Raw genomic sequence first — 19,050 nt, 5'->3', positions numbered from 1 at the left:
GATGAAAATTGCCTTAATCGCACATGACAAAAAGAAAAATGACATGGTTTCGTTTGCATACGCATATAAACCAATTTTTGAAAAACATGAATTATTTGCAACAGGGACGACAGGACTTCGTATTATGGAGGCAACTGGTTTAGTTGTAACAAGATATCAATCGGGTCCTCTTGGTGGTGATCAAGAAATTGGTGCCATGATTGCGAAAAATGATATGGATATGGTGATTTTTTTCCGGGATCCACTAACTGCTCAGCCGCATGAACCAGATGTAAATGCATTGCTTCGTCTATGCGATGTATATGCGATTCCACTTGCAACGAATATGGCAAGTGCTGAAATGTTAATGCACGCATTAGAGCGAGGAGATTTAGATTACCGCAAGTTAAGAAAATGAGGGGAACAATTATGAGTGGATTACATATATTAGCGTTTGGTGCTCATGCCGATGATGTTGAAATCGGCATGGCTGGTACCATTGCTAAATATACGAAGCAAGGGTATGAAGTAGGTATTTGTGATTTAACAGAAGCTGATCTTTCTTCTAATGGAACGGTAGAATTGAGAAAAGAAGAAGCCAAGGCCGCAGCTCGTATAATGGGAGTGAAAACGAGACTGAATTTAGCGATGCCAGACCGTGGTTTGTATATGAAAGAAGAGTATATACGTGAAATTGTAAAGGTGATTCGTACATATAAACCAAAACTAGTTTTTGCGCCGTATTATGAAGATCGTCATCCAGATCATGCAAATTGTGCAAAACTTGTGGAAGAAGCTATTTTTTCAGCGGGAATTCGTAAATATATGCCAGAGTTTCCACCACATCGTGTGGAGTCTTTTTATTATTATATGATTAATGGTTTTCATAAACCGAATTTTTGTATAGATATAAGTGAGTACCTTTCTATAAAAGTGGAAGCATTAGAAGCGTATGAAAGTCAGTTTTCAACAGGGAGTGATGGTGTGAAAACGCCGTTAACAGAAGGTTACGTTGAAACTGTGGTCGCTCGTGAGAAAATGTTTGGAAAAGAAGTTGGAGTTTTATATGCCGAAGGGTTTATGAGTAAGAAACCGGTTTTATTACATGCTGATTTAATAGGGGGATGTAAATGAAATTAAAAATAGGTATTACATGTTATCCTTCTGTAGGTGGTTCTGGAGTTGTTGGAACAGAATTAGGAAAGCAATTAGCGGAACGCGGGCATGAAATTCATTTTATTACATCGGGTTTACCATTCCGGTTAAATAAAGTGTATCCAAACATTTATTTTCATGAAGTGACGGTAAGTCAATACTCTGTATTTCAATATCCACCATACGATTTAGCGTTAGCGAGTAAAATGGCAGAGGTTGCACAAAGAGAAAACCTAGACATTTTACATGTGCATTACGCAATACCACATGCCATTTGTGCTTATTTAGCAAAACAAATGATTGGAGAGCGTATTAAAATTGTTACAACCTTGCATGGAACAGATATTACTGTGTTAGGTTCCGACCCGTCTTTAAATAATTTAATTCGTTTTGGTATTGAGCAATCTGATGTTGTTACTGCTGTCTCGCATTCATTAATTAACGAAACGCATGAGCTTGTTAAACCAAATAAAGAAATTCAAACAGTATATAACTTTATAGACGAACGTGTATATTTCAAGCGCGATATGTCTCAATTAAAGAAAGAATACGGTATAAGTGAGAATGAAAAGATACTCATTCACATTTCGAATTTCCGTAAAGTGAAACGTGTGCAAGATGTTGTTCAGGCATTTGCTAAAATTGTTACAGAAGTAGATGCAAAGTTGCTTCTTGTTGGAGATGGACCAGAATTTTGCACGATTTTACAGCTAGTAAAAAATCTACATATTGAAGATCGCGTCTTATTCTTAGGGAAGCAAGATAATGTTGCTGAGCTACTAGCAATGAGTGATTTAATGTTGCTTCTATCAGAGAAAGAGAGTTTTGGTCTTGTTTTATTAGAAGCGATGGCGTGTGGTGTACCTTGTATCGGAACAAGGGTTGGAGGTATTCCAGAAGTCATTCAACATGGTGAAACAGGATATTTATGTGAAGTTGGGAATACAACAGGAGTGGCAAATCAAGCCATTCAGCTCTTAAAGGATGAAAAACTTCACCGTAATATGGGAGAGCGGGCAAGAGAAAGTGTTTACGAGCAGTTCCGCTCTGAAAAAATCGTTTCACAATATGAAACGATTTACTATGATGTGCTAAGGGATGACAAAAATGGAAAGATTTAAAAAAGCTAGTTCTATTATTGAGACTTTAAAGCAACAAGGACATGAGGCCTACTTTGTCGGTGGAAGCGTACGAGATCTTATTATTGATAGACCGATTGGTGATATTGATATTGCGACATCTGCTTTACCAGAAGAAGTGATGGATATATTTCCAAGACATGTTCCTGTTGGTCTTGAGCATGGAACTGTAATTGTGGTAGAAAATGGTGAACCTTACGAGGTAACCACTTTTCGAACAGAGAGCGAATATGAAGATTTTCGAAGACCTAGTAGTGTTCAATTTGTTCGTTCATTAGAAGAGGATTTAAAACGTCGTGATTTCACAATGAATGCAATTGCCATGACAGAAGAAGGCGAAATGGTTGATTTATTTGCTGGACAGGAAGCGATTCAAAAGAGAGAAATTGTGACAGTGGGAAATGCTGCGGATCGTTTTCAAGAAGATGCCTTGCGGATGATGCGTGGTATTCGTTTCGTAAGTACGTTAGGTTTTTCTTTAGAAAAGAATACGAAACAAGCAATTGAAACGTATGGACATTTGCTGGAACATATAGCAATTGAGCGAATTACAGTGGAGTTTGAAAAACTGTTAACTGGTACATATTGCGTGAAGGGTTTGCAAGAATTAGTAGAAACGAAGCTATTTTCTCATTTGCCATATTTACAAATGTCAGAAGAGAGATTATTAAAAGCTACGCAGTATAACTGGGATTCTTTTGAAACGGACATTGAGGCATGGGCATTTTTCTTATATTGTATCGGGGAAGAGCATCCATCTGTCTTTTTACGTCAATGGAAGTTTTCGAATAAAAAAATAAAAGATATCGTCGCAGTTTTATTAACAATCCGTACGAGAAAGGAGAAGGATTGGGATACAGTTCTTCTTTATAAAACGGGAATTCATATCGCTGAAATGGCAGAAAGAGTATATGAAGCGATGATTGAAAGCTATGATAATACGTCTGTTAAACGGGTACAAATGTTGTTTGAAGCATTGCCAATCAAGAATCGACAAGAAATGAATGTGACTGGGAATGATTTATTAAACTGGGCAAATAAAAAGCCCGGTCCGTGGGTTGCTGAAATGATTCAAAAAATTGAGGAAGCAATCGTACAAGGAAACGTAGTTAATGAGAAAGAGTGTATAAGGGAGTGGCTGCAAGAATGCAATCTACTATAAGAAAGCAGTTATTGCAAGTTTTTTCGGAAGCGGATGGCGCGTTTGTATCTGGCCAAACGCTTAGTGATAAACTTGGTTGTTCAAGAACCGCTGTGTGGAAACATATGGAGGACCTTCGAAATGAGGGATATGAACTTGAAGCTGTGCGTCGATTAGGTTATCGAATTGCGGGTAAGCCAGACAAAGTAACTGCTAATGAAATTCAGTTAGGGTTACAAACGAAACATATTGGTAGAACGGTATATTTTGAAGAATCTGTTGAATCTACGCAGCATATTGCAGCAAAACTTGCTTATGAAGGTGCAGCAGAAGGAACGATTGTTGTGGCAGAAGAACAAACAGCGGGCAGAGGTCGTTTAAGCAGGAAATGGCATTCACCAAAAGGAACAGGAATTTGGATGAGTATTATTTTACGTCCATCAATCCCGGTTCATCATGCACCACAACTTACTTTATTAGCGGCCGTTAGCGTTGCACAAGCAATCGAAAAGTACACGGGTGTAAACGTAGGAATAAAATGGCCAAATGATATTTTAATTCAAGGTAAAAAGGCTGTAGGTATATTAACAGAAATGCAGGCTGATCCTGATAAAATTAATGCCGTCATTATGGGTATTGGTATTAATGCGAATCAAAAGCAAGAACATTTTGATGAGGAAATTCAGCATATTGCTACTTCTTTAGCGATTGAATCTGGTAAGCCTATTGTTCGTGCAGAGCTTATGCAACAAATCTTTTTACAACTTGAAAAATTATATGAAGAGTATTTACAAAATGGTTTTTCTGTCATTAAAATTCTTTGGGAAAGTTACGCTGTGAGCATCGGGAAAGAAATCATCGCTCGAACGATGAGAGAGACAATTACAGGGGTAGCAAAAGGAATTACAGAGGATGGTGTATTGCTTCTAGAAGACCATGAAGGGAAAGTACATCACATTCATTCTGCGGATATCGAAATTAAGTAAAAGAAGTTCCTCTTTGGAACTTCTTTTTATTTGACTATTATTTTGCCTTCCATTCCTTTAAGAAGATGGTACCGACATATTAATTCATATGTACCAATATTTTTAGGTTTTACGGTAATATTTTTTTCTTTTCCTGACTCGATTACGACGTCAATGCCAAGCTTTTTTACTGTAAAGGTGTGTTCATTCTTACCCTTGTTTTTTAATAACAATGTTGTTGACTCTTCAATTGGAATTGTGATGACGTTTGGATGAAAGTAATCATCGTTTAGTTCGACCTCAATTACTTTCGTTGAATCGATAGGTTGTGTTACGACGTTAACTGAGGCAAATGTATAGAAGGAGCTAAACGTTATCATCCCTACAATTATCACAAGCAAATTGTTGAATCGAAATAACCATTTGTTCATAGACATTCGTAATTCTCCTTTTGTAAGTATGTTTCTTCAATTAAACTGCATCATTATTTAAAGAGTTATACTATTCATGTAAACAAAGCTGTTTATATTTCTATGAGTGCGTTAGTTATAAAAAAATTTCACATACCGTAATGGAGATAAAAATTATTTTTTCAAAAAAATGTAGTAATTCCTTTTTGGAATTTGCTATAATTAGTTCGAATGTGGGCAGTATCAGAGCGAACTGCACCATGATTCGAAGCAATACAAAAAAATAATAACTTGGATTCTGCCTTGATCCAATAACGGACTGGGACAGAGGGATGAATAATGCCGACTAACACACAACCCTTCTGCCCTTTTGTGGCCAGAGGGGTTTTTTATATGATTTCGGCCATCTCCTCTCTCCTGCATAAAGGAGGAGTAGTTTTTGAAAACAAAAACAGATTTTTTGAAGATGAAAGAGCAAGGTGAGCCGATTACAATGCTAACGGCGTATGATTATCCATCTGCTAAGTTAGCAGAGGAAGCTGAAGTTGATATGATCCTAGTTGGAGATTCCCTTGGGATGGTTGTGCTCGGATATGATTCAACAGTACCTGTAACAGTAGAGGATATGATTCATCATACGAAAGCTGTACGTCGAGGAGCGAAAGAGACGTTTATTGTAACTGATATGCCATTTATGTCGTATCATGTGTCGCTTCAAGATACGATGGTGAATGCACGCCGCATCGTTCAAGAGAGTGGTGCTCATGCACTGAAGGTAGAAGGTGCAGGAGAAGTGATATCAACTATTCATTACTTGACGAGCGCGGGAGTTCCTATCGTGGCGCACTTAGGCTTAACTCCTCAATCTGTAGGAGTACTAGGTGGGTATAAAGTACAAGGAAAAGATGCTGAAAGTGCAAAAAAATTAATAGAAGATGCGAAGAGATGTGAGGAAGCTGGTGCGATAGCACTTGTGTTAGAATGTGTGCCAATGCAATTAGCAGAATTAATTTCGAAGCAACTAACAATTCCAACGATTGGAATTGGAGCAGGACAAAAAGTGGATGGGCAAGTACTTGTTTATCATGATCTTATCTCATACGGCGTAAATCGTGTTCCAAAATTTGTGAAGCAATATACGTCTGTTCAAGAGGAGATTGTGCGAGGGATTTCACAATACGTTACTGAAGTAAAGACAGGGCAATTTCCAGAAGAAAAACATTCATTCACAATGAAAGAGGAAGAATGCTTAGCGTTATACGGAGGAAAACAATAATGAAAATCGTTACTACAGTACAAGAGATGCAGCAAACTACAAACGAACTTCGTACCAGTGGAAAAAGTATTGGTTTTGTTCCAACGATGGGTTATTTACATGAAGGTCATGCGACTTTATTACGTAAGGCAAGAGCAGAAAATGAAATTGTAGTTTTAAGCGTGTTTGTCAATCCGCTACAGTTTGGGCCGAATGAAGATTTAGATCGATACCCTCGTGATATTGATAGAGATGAAAATGTAGCAAAAGAAAACGGTGTAGATTATTTGTTTTATCCGAGCATAGAAGAAATGTATCCAGCAGAACAAACGACAACAGTAGCAGTTGTGAAGCGTACCGATGTATTATGTGGCAAACAAAGACCTGGTCATTTCGTTGGTGTTGCGACTGTACTAATGAAACTATTTAATATTACATTGCCAACGCGTGCTTATTTCGGTATGAAAGATGCACAGCAAGTTGCTGTCATTGAAGGATTTGTCGCTGATTTTAATATTCCGGTTACGATCGTACCAGTGGATATTGTAAGGGAAGTGGATGGATTAGCGAAAAGTTCTCGTAACGTGTATTTATCACAAGAAGAGCGTGAAGAGGCTCCTCATTTATACCGCAGTCTATGCATAGCAAAAGAAAAAATTGAAGCAGGCGAACGTAATGCAGAAATCATTACAAATCTTGTGAAAGAGTATATTGAGACGTATACGAAAGGCACTGTAGATTATGCGGATTTATATGCATATCCTTCACTACAAGTAATAGATAAAATTGAAGGACGAATCATTTTAGCAATTGCAGTTAAATTTGAGAATGTACGATTAATTGACAATATAACATTAACGGTTAAATAAGGGGGAGCATCTATGTTTCGCACAATGATGAGAGCGAAGTTACATCGCGCAACAGTAACAGAAGCAAATTTAAATTATGTAGGTAGTATTACAATTGATGAAGATTTAATGGATGCAGTAAATATTGTAGAAAATGAAAAAGTACAAATTGTCAATAACAATAATGGTGCCCGCTTAGAGACATATGTTATTAAGGGAGAACGTGGTAGCGGTGTTGTTTGTTTAAATGGTGCAGCTGCAAGACTTGTACAGCCGGGGGATAAAGTTATTATTATTTGCTACGGTTTAGTGGCAGAAGAAAATATTCATAAACAAGAGCCGAAAATTGCAGTATTAGACGATGATAATCAAATTATTGAAATGTTAGGTGCTGAAAAAGCGGGTACGATATTATAAGTAAGAAGGCTATCTCTATTACGGAGATAGCTTTTTTGCGTATCTTTTCATTAAGATGAGATAAAACGTGGTATAGTAACATTATATAATTTTGTGTTTGATAGGTAAGAAATTGAGGTGTTACATATATGAGTAAGCGTTATGTTGTTGTGGATTTAGAGACGACAGGGAACTCCTGGAAGGATGGGAAGGATAAAATTACCCAAATTGCAGCTGTTGTAGTGGAAGATGGAGAGATATTAGAGATTTTTTCATCTTTTATTAATCCGAAGAGAGAGATTCCGCCATTTATTACAGAACTAACAGGGATTGATGAGAGTATGGTAAAGCAAGCCCCGTTATTTCAAGATGTAGCCCCGATGGTTGTTGAGCTATTACAAGGTGCAGCTTTCGTTGCACATAACGTTCACTTTGATTGGAATTTTTTAACGGAAGAATTAAGGCAGGCTGGATATACAGAAGTACATTGTCCGAAAGTTGATACAGTTGAGTTGGCGCAAATTCTTTTGCCGACGGCTGATAGTTATAAATTACGTGATTTAGCTAAACGACATGAACTAGAGCACGATCAACCGCATCGTGCGGATAGTGATGCTCTTGCAACAGCGGAATTGTTTTTACAATTTTTAAATGAAATTGAAAAGTTACCCCTTGTCACCTTGCAATCGCTCTATGAATTGAGCGATGTTTTTCAAAGTGATATAGCGGATGTACTTTCTGAAAATATTTTAAAGAAAATGATGCATGGTAAAAAAGCGGTAGAGGGGTATGAAGTGCATCGAAATATTGCGCTTCGAAAACGGAATTATGCTTTAAATCTCAGTGAAACATGCTCATCTAAATTTGATGCTTTCTTGCATAAGACAATCGATAAACTTGAATTGAATATGCCAAAGTTTGAAAAAAGAGAAAGCCAACAGATTATGATGAAGGAAATATATACAGCATTAAGAGATTCTAGGTTTTCACTAATTGAAGCGGGAACAGGAACAGGGAAGACTCTTGCGTATTTACTTCCAAGTATTTATTTTGCAACGGAAAAAGAAGAACCTGTCATCATAAGTACCCAAACAGTACAACTGCAACAACAAATATTAGAAAAAGAAATTCCATTATTACAGAAAATAATGCCATTTTCATTTGAAGTAGCTCTTTTGAAAGGAAGAAAGCATTATCTTTGTCTACATAAATTTGAATATGCCTTGCAAGAGGAAGAGAAAAATTATGATATGGCGCTCACAAAGGCAAAAATTTTAGTGTGGTTATTGCAAACGGAAACTGGCGATCGTGATGAATTAAATATTCCTGAGGGCGGAAAGTTACTTTGGAACCGTATTTGTAGTGATGTACATAGTCCAGGCGGGATGCAAAGCAACTGGTATAGCCGTTGTTTTTATCAACGAGCAAAGAATAAAGCATTATTTGCAGATATCGTTATTACAAATCATGCGTTATTATTTCAAGATTTTTCAAGTGAAGAACCACTATTTGCTTCATGTGAACATATTATCTTTGATGAAGCTCATCATATTGAGGAAGCGGCGAGTAGAACATTAGGTGAACAGTTCTCCTGTATGTATTTTCAATTAGTTTTATCTCGTCTTGGTACGCTAGAAACAGATGATGTACTTTCTAAAGTATATAAAATGATGAAAAAATCAGAGCAAGCTTCTCGTTCGACTTTCCGTATGGTTAGTCATAGTTTAAAGGAATTGAAATTTGATGCGGATGAGCTATTCCAAATGTTACGTGCATTCATCTTTAAACAAACAAAGCAGGAACAAGGGATAAGCAATATGCCACTCATTTATCGATATAACACGGAAGTAGAGAAAGGTAAGTTATGGGATAGCATTACCGAGATAACAAATCGTTTTGTATACGATGTAAGAAAATTATTGACTACACTTGAGAAGCAAGTTGATATATTGCAAAGTAAATTAGAATGGGAGATGCATGTTGTTACAGGTGAATTTATGCATTTAATTGAGTTGTTGAGAAAGATGGAACAATCTTTACAATTACTCATTTTAGAAAAAAATTCATACGTGACATGGATGGAGACTGAAACGAAGGGAACAATTCATTCAACAGTTTTATATGCACAGCCTGTTCATATTGGTGAAAGGTTTGCGGATGAATTTTTAACACAGAAAAAGAGTGTTATTTTCACATCAGCAACGTTAACAGTAAACGATTCATTTGCTTATATAAAAGAGGAGCTAGGTTTACATGATTTTTCTCCAAATACATTACAGGTCCCGTCACCATTCCGTTTTGAAGAACAGATGAAATTAATGGTTTCAACAGATGTGCCTTTTATTAAGCAAGCAAGTAATGAAGAATATATTGAATCTGTGTCGGCACATATTGCAAAAATAGCGAAAGCTACAAAAGGTAGAATGCTTGTTTTATTCACTTCGTATGAAATGTTGAAAGAAGCGTATACGAATTTGAAAAATGATGAGGAATTAGAGGGATATTTATTATTAACGCAAAGTGTGAATAATAAGAGCCGAAGTCGTCTCATTCGTAAATTTCAAGAGTTCGACAAATCGATTTTGTTAGGAACAAGTAGTTTTTGGGAAGGGATAGATATACCTGGAGATGCCCTTAGTTGTCTTGTTATTGTCCGGCTTCCCTTTACGCCTCCTCATCAACCGATGATGGAAGCAAAAGGAGAATGGTTAAAAAATCAAGGAGAAGACGTATTCGCTAAGTTAGCACTCCCGCAAGCAATACTGCGTTTCAAACAAGGATTTGGTCGTCTGATTAGAACAAGTACAGATACCGGAACGGTATTTGTATTAGACCGTCGTTTGACAAGCGCTTCTTATGGAAAACGTTTTTTACAATCAATCCCAACTGTCCCACTTTATGAAGGCCCTTTAGAAGAATTATTAGAACAATTAAAGGAACGGCCAAATAAATAAAATTGGAAGAAAAATACGCCTGAAGTACATTTAAGCTTCAGGCGTAAAAAATGTGGGTAGGAGGAATTTTATTTTTCTTACTTCTTGTATACAAAATGTATTGGTTTTCGACTTGAAACCTTTTTTTGCAGTACATGTCCTGCTATAATAGATGGGTGATGAAGCAGGGGTTGTAAAGAATGTACTCTTATTGTAACCGCATTGCGTTCTTCTATAATTAGAAATTTTTGTGTAACGGAGGAGTTTTTTCATGGATAAGAAAATCGAAGTCCTATCAACGACGCGTCTTAAATATTCGTCTGACTTGTATAAAATCGTTGATAGTTTGAATCGTACGTTAAAAGAGCAGGACCTCATGTTCGGATTAGCATTAGACGAAAAAGACAAAGAAACAGCTGTATTTACGATTTACAGAACGTAGTGATACAATGAAAAAGTGGATCTTTGCAATCGTTATCGTAATCGTTGCTAGCGGAATATATGGGGCGTATGTTTATAATAAAGCAATGGAAAAGAAAATTCCTAAAGAGGAAAAATCTGTAGAAATTGCAAAAGAAAAGGCAAAGCTTACAAAGGTAAAATCTGTAGATTATTATAATGGAAATTCTTCATATACAGTCGTGCAAGGTGTAGACGAAAAAGGAGAACAAATTATTGTTTGGGTGCCTAATAAAAAAGGAAATGTCCTTTTGAAGAAAAAGAGCGAAGGTATTTCTGAAAAAGAAGCTTTGCAAAAATTGGCTGAACAAGCTACTGGAGAAGGTGCTGAGCCGAAGCCGAAACCAAAAGAAATTATAAAAGTAAAATTAGGTGCTCAAAACGATATTCCGTTGTGGGAAATTACATATATTGATCAGGAAGATCGTTATACGTATTACTATTTAGAGTTTCAAAATGGGGTTTATGCTGGACACTACAGCATTGAAAAATAGATGTAGGGGGAACTACAAATGAAATTAGCAAAGCGAGTAGCTGCTTTAACACCATCTGCAACTTTAGAAATTACAGCAAAGGCACAAGCATTAAAAGCAGAAGGTCATGATGTAATTGGATTAGGGGCAGGAGAGCCTGACTTTAATACACCAGAACATATTATGGATGCTGCACATAAAGCGATGTTAGAAGGACATACGAAGTATACACCAACAGGTGGATTACAAGCGTTAAAACAAGAAATTGTGAAGAAGTTTACTCGTGATCAAGGAATTGCGTATGATCCATCTGAAATTATTGTATGTAACGGTGCAAAGCATGCATTATACACATTATTCCAAGTATTACTTGATGAAGGAGATGAAGTTATCATCCCAACTCCTTATTGGGTAAGTTATCCGGAACAAGTAAAGCTTGCTGGTGGTAAGCCAGTTTATGTAGAAGGTCTGGAAGACAATGAATACAAAATTACAGCGAAGCAGCTGCGTGAGGCAATTACAGAGAAAACGAAAGCAGTTATTATTAATTCACCGAGCAATCCAACAGGAATGATTTACAGCAAAGAAGAATTACAACAGCTTGGAGAAGTATGTTTAGAACACGATATTTTAATCGTTTCAGATGAAATTTATGAAAAATTAATTTATGGTGGAGCAGAATATACTTCGGTTGCCCAGCTTTCTAATGCATTAAAAGAACAAACACTTATTATTAATGGTGTATCTAAATCTCATTCTATGACAGGATGGCGTATTGGATATGCAGCAGGAAATAAGCAGCTTATTAAAGCGATGACGAACTTAGCGAGTCATAGTACGTCAAACCCTACTTCAATCGCTCAATACGGCGCAATCGCGGCATATGCAGGCTCACAAGAACCTGTAGAAACAATGCGTCAAGCATTTGAAGAGAGATTAAACATTATTTATGATAAATTAATTCAAATCCCTGGCTTTACTTGCATTAAACCACAAGGTGCATTTTACTTATTCCCTAATGTAAAAGAAGCTGTAGCTTTATCAGGGTATGAAAACGTTGATGATTGGGCAAAAGCTTTATTAGAAGAGGAAAAAGTGGCTCTTGTACCAGGTACAGGATTTGGTGCTCCAAATAACGTTCGTTTATCATATGCGACATCTCTTGAACAAGTAGAGAAAGCATTAGAACGCATTCATACGTTTATGAAAAGTAAAGTGAAAGCTTAATTGTATATTTTATTAACGCAATACAAAAAACCTTCCTACATAATAGGGAGGTTTTTTTGACGAATTGTGGCAAAAAGAAATAGCGAAAGGTGTGTTATACTAGAGAGCGAGGTGTTTGGTGATGAAAAAGAAAATGATGTTACAGTGGTTTGAGCAGGGAAGCATTGCAATTCCAAAATTACTTATGATGCATTATAAAAAATTAGGGTTAAATGAAACGGAATTTATGGTTGTACTTCATGTACACACATTTTTAGAATCGGGCAATACGTTTCCGACTCCGTCAGAGATTTCAGAACGGATGACGATTACTGAAATGAAATGTATGGAAGTAATTCAGACATTGATTCAAAAAGGTTTTTTATCATTAGAAGGTGGACAAAAATCAGAAGCGATGATGTGTGAAAGTTATTCTTTACAACCGCTTTGGGAAAAAATATTGCATTTCTTAATGAATGAATCAATAGAGGAAGAACAAAAAGAAGTAAAACAATTGCAAGTAAATTTATATACAGTATTTGAAAAAGAATTTGGAAGACCACTTTCTCCATTTGAATGTGAGACGTTGGGAATGTGGGAAGATCAAGATCAACATCATCCGAATTTAATTCAAGCGGCCCTCAGGGAAGCTGTAATGAGTGGTAAGCTTAATTTCCGATATATTGATCGTATTTTATTTGAGTGGAAAAAGAATGGTATTAAAACAGTAGATCAAGCCCAAAACCAAGGACGAAAATTTAGAGAAAATCAACAACGAACGCAGCAAACGACAAAACAAGAGACGAAATTTACTGGGAAAGTGCCTTTTTATAATTGGTTGGAGCAGTAATGTAGGAGGAAGTATATGTTAAATAAAACGCAAATTCGCTATTGTTTAGACACAATGGCGGATATGTATCCAGAAGCACATTGTGAATTAATTCATGAAAATCCGTTTGAACTAGTAATCGCGGTAGCATTATCTGCACAATGTACAGATGCACTTGTAAATAAAGTGACGAAAAATTTATTTCAAAAATATAAAACACCAGAAGATTATTTAAGTGTTTCTCTAGAAGAGTTACAACAAGACATACGTTCTATTGGATTGTATAGAAATAAAGCAAAAAACATTCAAAAATTGTGTCAGATGTTGCTGGATGATTATAACGGAAAAGTTCCAGAAGATCGTGACGAGCTGACGAAATTACCAGGAGTAGGGAGAAAAACAGCAAATGTAGTTGTTTCGGTAGCATATGGCATTCCAGCAATTGCTGTTGATACACATGTAGAGAGAGTGAGTAAACGGTTAGCGATTTGTAGATGGAAAGATTCAGTGTTAGAAGTAGAAAAGACATTAATGAAGAAAATTCCGATGGATGAATGGAGCGTTACACATCACCGTATGATTTTCTTTGGACGTTATCACTGTAAAGCACAACGACCACAATGTGAAGAGTGTCGCTTACTAGAAGTATGTCGTGAAGGAAAGAAGCGAATGAAGGGGAAATAAAGGATGGAGCGAGTTATAGAAATACCGAAAGAGTTTCGGTGCTTACCATTTTTTAAAGAAAGTATAAATTCGGTTGCGTATCATACAGAACAATCTTTTGAAGAAATAATACAACGTACTTACTTTATATATGATATGGAAAGACAAGATGAGCCGTGGAGTGAAATTGAAAATAGTATTCCTGTACTGTTGAAAGTATGGAAAAGTAAGCATGAAGACATTGCTACACTATTTCGAAACAGAAATAAGCAAGAAGCTGAAGGTCCAATGATTCTTTTTGCTGCACATTTGTTATCGATTGTATTTTGGTTAAATGAGCAACCTGTTCATAGTTTGAATGAAATGGAAGCTCATACGAGTAAATTGGAAGTACAACCAGTTAATTTTATGGAGCGCTATTCGTTCATTATAAAGAAACCGAATAATTATCATTCCTATATTCAGTTAGTGCAGTTGTATATTGAAATAGAAAAGCTATATGTAAAGAAAATGATAACAAAAAAGAAGTCCTTTTCTCGTTAAGAGAAAGGACTTCTTTTTTTGTATTAAGACTCTGTTGTAACAACATTTCCGTCTGCGTGAGGTGTATCTCCTCCGGTATTTTGTTGTTGTTCTTGTTGCTTGTGTTGTTCTTCTTCAGCTTTTTTTCTAGCAGCCTCTTCTTCAGCTTTCTTTCTAGCAGCTTCTTCTTCGGCTTTCTTTCTAGCGGCTTCTTCAGCAGCCTTTTTCTGAGCTTCTTCTTGTTGTTTACGTTGTTGTTCTTGTTGCTCTTGTTGTTTACGCTGTTCTTCAGCAGCCTTTTTCTGAGCTTCTTCTTGTTTTAGCTTATCTTCATTAGCTTTTTTCTGAACTTCCTCATCAGCTTTTTTCTTAGCTTCTTCGTCAGCCTTCTTCTTAGCTTCTTCGTCAGCCTTCTTCTTAGCCTCTTCTTCAGCTTTCTTCGGGTCTGGAGTTCCGCCAGGTGCAGTGAAGGATGCACCAACTGCAGGGCTTGTTCCAGTGCCTTTTTTCGCTACTACAGAGAAGCTGTAAGTAACGCCTGGTTTAATACCACCAAGAGTAGCGTTCGTACCACTTATTGATAGGCTACCACTTGAACCGTCAGTCGCTTTATAGCTTGCTGCATACGCATCAACTTCTGCTGGTCCAGACCAGTTTAGTGTAACTGTGCTAGCGCCATCGAAAGTAACATTAAGACCACTAGGTGCATCTACTTTAATTTGTTTAATTGCATCTTTTTTCGCACCTTTTACGTATAATTCTCCGTTTATTTCTTGTACAGAAGAAGGACGCTCGAAACGAGATTTATCTGTAGCGAATTTGCTCATCATTACTTGGAACATTTGTTGTGCAATTCTAGTAGAGCGATCACCAATGTAATTTTCTGGACTATCTTTTTCGTAACCAGTCCAAACAGCCATTGTATATTGTGGTGTATATCCAGCGAACCAACTATCTCTGTTTGCATCAGCTGGAATACCATATTTTTTAATAACGTCTTCATCAAAGTTTTGTGTTCCTGTTTTACCGGCTACGTCAACACCAGAAACGTATGCTGTTGGACCTGTACCACCAGAACCAGGTTTTACTACGTCACGAAGAACGTCAGTAACCATGTAAGCTGTGTAGTCTTGCATCACACGTTGTTCTTTCGGTTTAAAACTTTTCTTTTTCCCGTCGGGGAAGATGACTTCTTTTACGAAGTGCGGTTTATTATAGTTACCATTATTACCAAAGGCTGCATATGCACCTGCTAATTGTAATGGAGAACTATCGTTACTACCAATTGCTGTTGATTCATATGTTTTGCCGTCTTTGAATGTCATACCCAAGCCTTCAGCAAACGCTTGTGATTTAGGAAGCCCAACCGCTTGAGCTGTCTTTAAAGCCGGGATGTTTAATGATTTTTTCAAAGCTTCACGTAGTGAAACGTCACCTTTGTAACTATTTGTTGCATTTCGTATTTTTTTACCATTGGAATACGTATACTCTGAGTCATTTAATTGATGGTATGTAGACCATTGTAAATTCTCAATTGCTGGACCGTAGTCGAAAATTGGTTTCATTGTTGAACCGACTTGGCGTTTTAAATCAGTTGCCATATTATGACCTTTGAAAGTAGATCTACTTTCTTTACGCCCAGCTCCAATTGCTCGAACTTCTCCAGATTGTGTATCCATAAATACGAATGATCCTTGGAATTGATCGTTCGGATACTTAATAAGGTTGCCATCCATAATTTTTTCAGCGTAATCTTGAGCATCTTGATCAAGTGTTGTATGAATCGTTAAACCATCTGAACCGATATTTACATCGGGATATTCTTTTTCAACTTCTGATACAACAGCATCTAAAAATGCTTGATACTTCATCTCAGTGATTTCTGAAGACGCTTGAAGACCTTCAGTTACAGGGATTTTCATCGCGTTATTCATTTCATCTTTTGTTATATAACCATGTCGATTCATTAAGGATAATACGACGTTACGACGTTGTGTAGCTCGTTCAACGTTGTCTTTTTTTGTTGGATCATAAATATTAGGACCTTGGGGTAAACCAGCGAGCATTGCAGCTTCATGTAACTGTAAGTCTTTTAAATCTTTGTCATAATATTTTTTGGCTGCTGTCGCAATACCGTACGAACGGTTACCTAAGTTAATCTTATTTAAGTACATTTCTAAAATCTCATGTTTAGAGTATTGTTGCTCTAATTTGTAAGATAGGTACCATTCTTGTACTTTTCTCTTTGCAGTTTTGTCCATCGTTAGAAAATAGTTTTTGACTACTTGTTGTGTAATCGTACTACCACCTTGAGATCCGAATCCTCCAGTGACATTTTCCATAACTGCTTTTGTAGTTCGTTTAAAATCAATTCCATTATGATCATAGAAACGTGAATCCTCAGTTGCAAGGAATGCATTTTCAACTACTTTTGGAATTTGATCATACGTAACGTGGGTTCGTTTTTCAGCACCGTACTCATAGAAAAAGTTCCCATTCTTATCAAGAAACTTTGTTGATAAAGGATTGACAAGTTTTGATTTGTCTAATTTTGGAGCGTCCTTCACCATAACAAAGAAAGCGGAAACGCCAGCTACAAGACCAACGATACCAAGAAGTAGACAACCTATAAGGAATTTTTTAAAAAAGGAGCCTTTTTTCTTTGGTTTTTTTTCTTTATTTGTTTCTTGCTGTTGATTTTTCACATGATTTCGTTCTGTACGAGAACGATAATTATCTGACATTATACTTTCTCCTACCTTTCATTCTCTCCCCCAAAAGTCGAAAAAAGAGCCTTAGTGATGACTCTATCACGAAAAATAAACCGTGTCTAGTACACGGATATAATCAATCCGAGGGTGATAACCGCATGATAATAAGGATCCATGCTCTTCTATTTCTTCTTTCGTAATCGATTTCCGTCCACCAGTATTTTGACGATTCCAAAATGCAATAATATGTTTTGCATCTAATAAATAAAGTTCATCAAAAAGTGTAAATTTAATAATAACAAATGCAATTCCATTATGAGCGATTACTTGCTTCATATGTTCAATTTGATGAAGGTGGAAGTTTTGAAGTGGAAAGCTGGTTTTATTTTTTGTCTCTTTCGCTTCAAAATCGATGTATTTCCCTTTATATACACCGTTGTAATCTGTTGTAGAAGGTTGTTTAAAATACGCTTCTTTTACCACTGCAGCACTTCGAGCGGGGTAATCTACTTTTACAATTTGAAGAGGTGTCGGTTTTTTATGTACACATGCAATATTATGGGTTAGGTAATATTCATTTGTTTCATTCAATTCCTCTTCAAGGGACATACCTCTATTACTATAAGTATGTTTTTTAATTGGTGTTTTATGAGGTTGTGAAGCTTGATTGTACCGTTTTCCATTTGGGTAACGAATGGTCATAGTGTGTCCACTCCCAACTTGCTAAGAATTACTTACAAAGGTGATTATAACAAAAAAATGAAAAAAGATGTGACCTTTTTGAAGAAAGGTATGATGACTTGTTCATGTTTACATGGAATGATTATAGAGAAATTAAACAATATCGTAAAAATATGGTTTGCACAGAAGAGGAAAAAACAATCGTTTACAACATTAAGAAGGAAATAGAAATAGCTAATATGGATAACATTTCTCGTACACAGTCTTATCAAGAATATTATGTAAGAAACAGTGAAATCAGGTGGGCCTTTTTAGCGAGCATGGTTTCGAGAAATGCGGGATGGAATATGACTGATTTAAAAGGGAGAGATTATGCTACTGTTTTACCTCAATCAGTAAAACAACATTTGTTTCTAACGTATGAAAAAGCGAATTGGATTATTTTTTTAGATGCATTTCCTCAGTTGCTGTTATATGAAGAAAGTAAGAGGAGACAGGTACCACTATTCTATTTGTTACAATATTTCAACGTATCAATTTTCATGGAAAAAGAATGGATATATTTTTGGGAGAAAAAAGATATAAATAGGCTTATGATAGCGCTTATTATAAATGAACAAAATAAAATTCAAAAACCAGTTATTGAGAATACATATTTTAAAAAATATGTATTCCATACAGCACTTTTTAAATTGCAAGAAATGCTTCATATTAGTGCTGTTATTTTTCCAACCGTTGAAGGGGGGATGTATGGTTTTTCAGTTTATCAATTCGAAACGTTACAAAAGCGTATAGAACTAGGGAAGAAATTAGCAGATTTACTGTTTCATCCGAATTATAAAAGTTTATTCCATAGGTTTGCATTGCAAACTATACACACAGGATCGAGAGCAGATTATGAATATTATGTAAGAGGAGCTAGGGAATCCTGTACGCCAGCCCTTAGAGAGGTTTATCCTGTCGTTGCACATAAGGAAATAAGTATGAGAGATTGGTTTTGTAGAGATACGGAAATAAATAAGCTGTTTTTACTGGAAGAGTATAAGGGTGAGGTTGATATAACAGAATGGTATAAAAGAAAGAGGGCACAAATCTATGTTGCTTCTATCATAAATCGTTTTGTTAAAAGGATGGATGAGTTCGTGATATAATAAAAAAGAAGTCCCGTCTTCATTTATGAAGACGGGACTTCTTAATGTGAAGTAGTCCTGCCAAGTATGCGGAAAATTTAATCTCAAAACTTAATGAACATAAGAGATTAAGGATGCTTCAGAAATTAGCTTTT

The 19,050-nt window shown here is 36.3% G+C and carries 19 protein-coding genes; 16 read left to right on the top strand and 3 right to left on the bottom strand.

The window, feature by feature from the left end; genetic code table 11:
- Position 1 precedes the first annotated feature (1 nt).
- The 5 genes from mgsA to KVT31_RS08505 are packed head-to-tail and all read left to right on the top strand — an operon-like array spanning position 2 to position 4,400.
- Positions 2 to 397, top strand: a complete 396-nt coding sequence (gene mgsA / locus KVT31_RS08525; protein ID WP_000684760.1) for a methylglyoxal synthase — start codon at positions 2 to 4, stop codon at positions 395 to 397.
- A gap of 11 nt (positions 398 to 408) precedes the next feature.
- Positions 409 to 1,113, top strand: coding sequence for a bacillithiol biosynthesis deacetylase BshB1 (gene bshB1, locus KVT31_RS08520; protein ID WP_088095790.1), 705 nt, complete (start codon positions 409 to 411; stop codon positions 1,111 to 1,113).
- Positions 1,110 to 2,255 (top strand): N-acetyl-alpha-D-glucosaminyl L-malate synthase BshA, encoded by a 1,146-nt coding sequence (bshA, locus tag KVT31_RS08515; protein ID WP_088095791.1) that lies wholly within the window; start codon positions 1,110 to 1,112, stop codon positions 2,253 to 2,255. The genes bshB1 and bshA overlap by 4 nt, the downstream gene beginning before the upstream one ends.
- A complete protein-coding gene (locus tag KVT31_RS08510; protein ID WP_088095792.1) occupies positions 2,242 to 3,435 on the top strand; it encodes a CCA tRNA nucleotidyltransferase in 1,194 nt (397 codons plus the stop codon). The genes bshA and KVT31_RS08510 overlap by 14 nt, the downstream gene beginning before the upstream one ends.
- Positions 3,420 to 4,400, top strand: coding sequence for a biotin--[acetyl-CoA-carboxylase] ligase (locus KVT31_RS08505; RefSeq protein ID WP_088095793.1), 981 nt, complete (start codon positions 3,420 to 3,422; stop codon positions 4,398 to 4,400). The genes KVT31_RS08510 and KVT31_RS08505 overlap by 16 nt, the downstream gene beginning before the upstream one ends.
- Positions 4,401 to 4,426: 26 nt before the next feature.
- On the opposite strand, the gene KVT31_RS08500 is transcribed toward KVT31_RS08505, so the two are convergent.
- Positions 4,427 to 4,816, bottom strand: coding sequence for a cupredoxin domain-containing protein (locus KVT31_RS08500; protein ID WP_088095794.1), 390 nt, complete (start codon positions 4,814 to 4,816; stop codon positions 4,427 to 4,429).
- A gap of 412 nt (positions 4,817 to 5,228) precedes the next feature.
- Between KVT31_RS08500 and panB the strand changes: the two genes are divergently transcribed.
- The 10 genes from panB (at position 5,229) to KVT31_RS08450 (ending at position 14,394) form a co-directional block, all read left to right on the top strand.
- Positions 5,229 to 6,065, top strand: coding sequence for a 3-methyl-2-oxobutanoate hydroxymethyltransferase (panB, locus tag KVT31_RS08495; RefSeq protein ID WP_088095795.1), 837 nt, complete (start codon positions 5,229 to 5,231; stop codon positions 6,063 to 6,065).
- On the top strand, positions 6,065 to 6,913 hold the full coding sequence (gene panC, locus KVT31_RS08490) for a pantoate--beta-alanine ligase (RefSeq protein WP_088095796.1): 849 nt from the start codon (positions 6,065 to 6,067) through the stop codon (positions 6,911 to 6,913). The genes panB and panC overlap by 1 nt, the downstream gene beginning before the upstream one ends.
- A 12-nt stretch (positions 6,914 to 6,925) precedes the next feature.
- Complete coding sequence (gene panD / locus KVT31_RS08485) at positions 6,926 to 7,309, top strand: aspartate 1-decarboxylase (protein WP_000490176.1); 384 nt, start codon at positions 6,926 to 6,928, stop codon at positions 7,307 to 7,309.
- 128 nt (positions 7,310 to 7,437) lie between these two features.
- Positions 7,438 to 10,242 (top strand): ATP-dependent DNA helicase DinG, encoded by a 2,805-nt coding sequence (gene dinG / locus KVT31_RS08480; protein ID WP_088095797.1) that lies wholly within the window; start codon positions 7,438 to 7,440, stop codon positions 10,240 to 10,242.
- 250 nt (positions 10,243 to 10,492) lie between these two features.
- Positions 10,493 to 10,663: a YpmA family protein gene (locus KVT31_RS08475; RefSeq protein ID WP_000358354.1), complete on the top strand. Its 171-nt coding sequence runs from the start codon at positions 10,493 to 10,495 to the stop codon at positions 10,661 to 10,663.
- 7 nt (positions 10,664 to 10,670) lie between these two features.
- The gene (locus KVT31_RS08470; RefSeq protein ID WP_088095798.1) at positions 10,671 to 11,174 is read left to right on the top strand and encodes a cell wall elongation regulator TseB-like domain-containing protein; all 504 of its coding nucleotides are present in this window, start codon (positions 10,671 to 10,673) and stop codon (positions 11,172 to 11,174) included.
- An 18-nt stretch (positions 11,175 to 11,192) separates the two neighbouring features.
- A complete protein-coding gene (gene aspB, locus KVT31_RS08465; RefSeq protein ID WP_088095799.1) occupies positions 11,193 to 12,380 on the top strand; it encodes an aspartate transaminase AspB in 1,188 nt (395 codons plus the stop codon).
- A 121-nt stretch (positions 12,381 to 12,501) separates the two neighbouring features.
- Entirely contained in the window at positions 12,502 to 13,209 is a 708-nt protein-coding gene (gene dnaD, locus KVT31_RS08460) for a DNA replication protein DnaD (protein WP_088095800.1), read from the top strand.
- Positions 13,210 to 13,224: 15 nt separating this feature from the next.
- Positions 13,225 to 13,872, top strand: coding sequence for an endonuclease III (nth, locus tag KVT31_RS08455; RefSeq protein ID WP_088095801.1), 648 nt, complete (start codon positions 13,225 to 13,227; stop codon positions 13,870 to 13,872).
- A 3-nt stretch (positions 13,873 to 13,875) separates the two neighbouring features.
- Positions 13,876 to 14,394, top strand: coding sequence for a YpoC family protein (locus tag KVT31_RS08450; protein ID WP_088095802.1), 519 nt, complete (start codon positions 13,876 to 13,878; stop codon positions 14,392 to 14,394).
- Positions 14,395 to 14,417: 23 nt separating this feature from the next.
- Here the strand turns inward: KVT31_RS08450 and KVT31_RS08445 are convergent, their stop codons facing one another.
- Positions 14,418 to 17,117 carry a PBP1A family penicillin-binding protein gene (locus KVT31_RS08445; RefSeq protein WP_088095803.1) on the bottom strand — a complete coding sequence of 900 codons (2,700 nt, stop codon included), beginning with the start codon at positions 17,115 to 17,117 and terminating at the stop codon, positions 14,418 to 14,420.
- Between the two features lie 66 nt (positions 17,118 to 17,183).
- Entirely contained in the window at positions 17,184 to 17,786 is a 603-nt protein-coding gene (gene recU, locus KVT31_RS08440; RefSeq protein ID WP_000155592.1) for a Holliday junction resolvase RecU, read from the bottom strand.
- 104 nt (positions 17,787 to 17,890) lie between these two features.
- Here recU and KVT31_RS08435 point away from each other — a divergent pair, with 104 nt between their 5' ends.
- The gene (locus tag KVT31_RS08435) at positions 17,891 to 18,916 is read left to right on the top strand and encodes a DUF2515 domain-containing protein (protein WP_088095804.1); all 1,026 of its coding nucleotides are present in this window, start codon (positions 17,891 to 17,893) and stop codon (positions 18,914 to 18,916) included.
- The last annotated feature ends 134 nt before the right edge of the window (positions 18,917 to 19,050 follow it).

It is taken from the genome of Bacillus sp. GbtcB14, from assembly GCF_019091205.1.
GTDB classification, from domain to species: Bacteria; Bacillota; Bacilli; order Bacillales; family Bacillaceae_G; genus Bacillus_A; species Bacillus_A cereus_AG.
Note: the sequence above shows the minus strand (reverse complement) of the source record. Positions and strands in the feature narration are given on the sequence as shown.

Bases quoted from the DNA above. Each gene is read 5' to 3' on its own strand.
- bshB1 (WP_088095790.1), top strand. From the start codon at position 409: ATGAGTGGATTACATATATTAGCGTTTGGTGCTCATGCCGATGATGTT.
- dinG (WP_088095797.1), top strand. From the start codon at position 7,438: ATGAGTAAGCGTTATGTTGTTGTGGATTTAGAGACGACAGGGAACTCC.
- KVT31_RS08475 (WP_000358354.1), top strand. From the start codon at position 10,493: ATGGATAAGAAAATCGAAGTCCTATCAACGACGCGTCTTAAATATTCG.
- KVT31_RS08435 (WP_088095804.1), top strand. From the start codon at position 17,891: ATGTTTACATGGAATGATTATAGAGAAATTAAACAATATCGTAAAAAT.
- KVT31_RS08500 (WP_088095794.1), bottom strand. From the start codon at position 4,816: ATGTCTATGAACAAATGGTTATTTCGATTCAACAATTTGCTTGTGATA.
- aspB (WP_088095799.1), top strand. From the start codon at position 11,193: ATGAAATTAGCAAAGCGAGTAGCTGCTTTAACACCATCTGCAACTTTA.
- recU (WP_000155592.1), bottom strand. From the start codon at position 17,786: ATGACCATTCGTTACCCAAATGGAAAACGGTACAATCAAGCTTCACAA.
- bshA (WP_088095791.1), top strand. From the start codon at position 1,110: ATGAAATTAAAAATAGGTATTACATGTTATCCTTCTGTAGGTGGTTCT.
- KVT31_RS08470 (WP_088095798.1), top strand. From the start codon at position 10,671: ATGAAAAAGTGGATCTTTGCAATCGTTATCGTAATCGTTGCTAGCGGA.
- panD (WP_000490176.1), top strand. From the start codon at position 6,926: ATGTTTCGCACAATGATGAGAGCGAAGTTACATCGCGCAACAGTAACA.
- dnaD (WP_088095800.1), top strand. From the start codon at position 12,502: ATGAAAAAGAAAATGATGTTACAGTGGTTTGAGCAGGGAAGCATTGCA.
- nth (WP_088095801.1), top strand. From the start codon at position 13,225: ATGTTAAATAAAACGCAAATTCGCTATTGTTTAGACACAATGGCGGAT.
- KVT31_RS08505 (WP_088095793.1), top strand. From the start codon at position 3,420: ATGCAATCTACTATAAGAAAGCAGTTATTGCAAGTTTTTTCGGAAGCG.
- KVT31_RS08510 (WP_088095792.1), top strand. From the start codon at position 2,242: ATGGAAAGATTTAAAAAAGCTAGTTCTATTATTGAGACTTTAAAGCAA.
- KVT31_RS08445 (WP_088095803.1), bottom strand. From the start codon at position 17,117: ATGTCAGATAATTATCGTTCTCGTACAGAACGAAATCATGTGAAAAAT.
- KVT31_RS08450 (WP_088095802.1), top strand. From the start codon at position 13,876: ATGGAGCGAGTTATAGAAATACCGAAAGAGTTTCGGTGCTTACCATTT.
- panC (WP_088095796.1), top strand. From the start codon at position 6,065: ATGAAAATCGTTACTACAGTACAAGAGATGCAGCAAACTACAAACGAA.
- mgsA (WP_000684760.1), top strand. From the start codon at position 2: ATGAAAATTGCCTTAATCGCACATGACAAAAAGAAAAATGACATGGTT.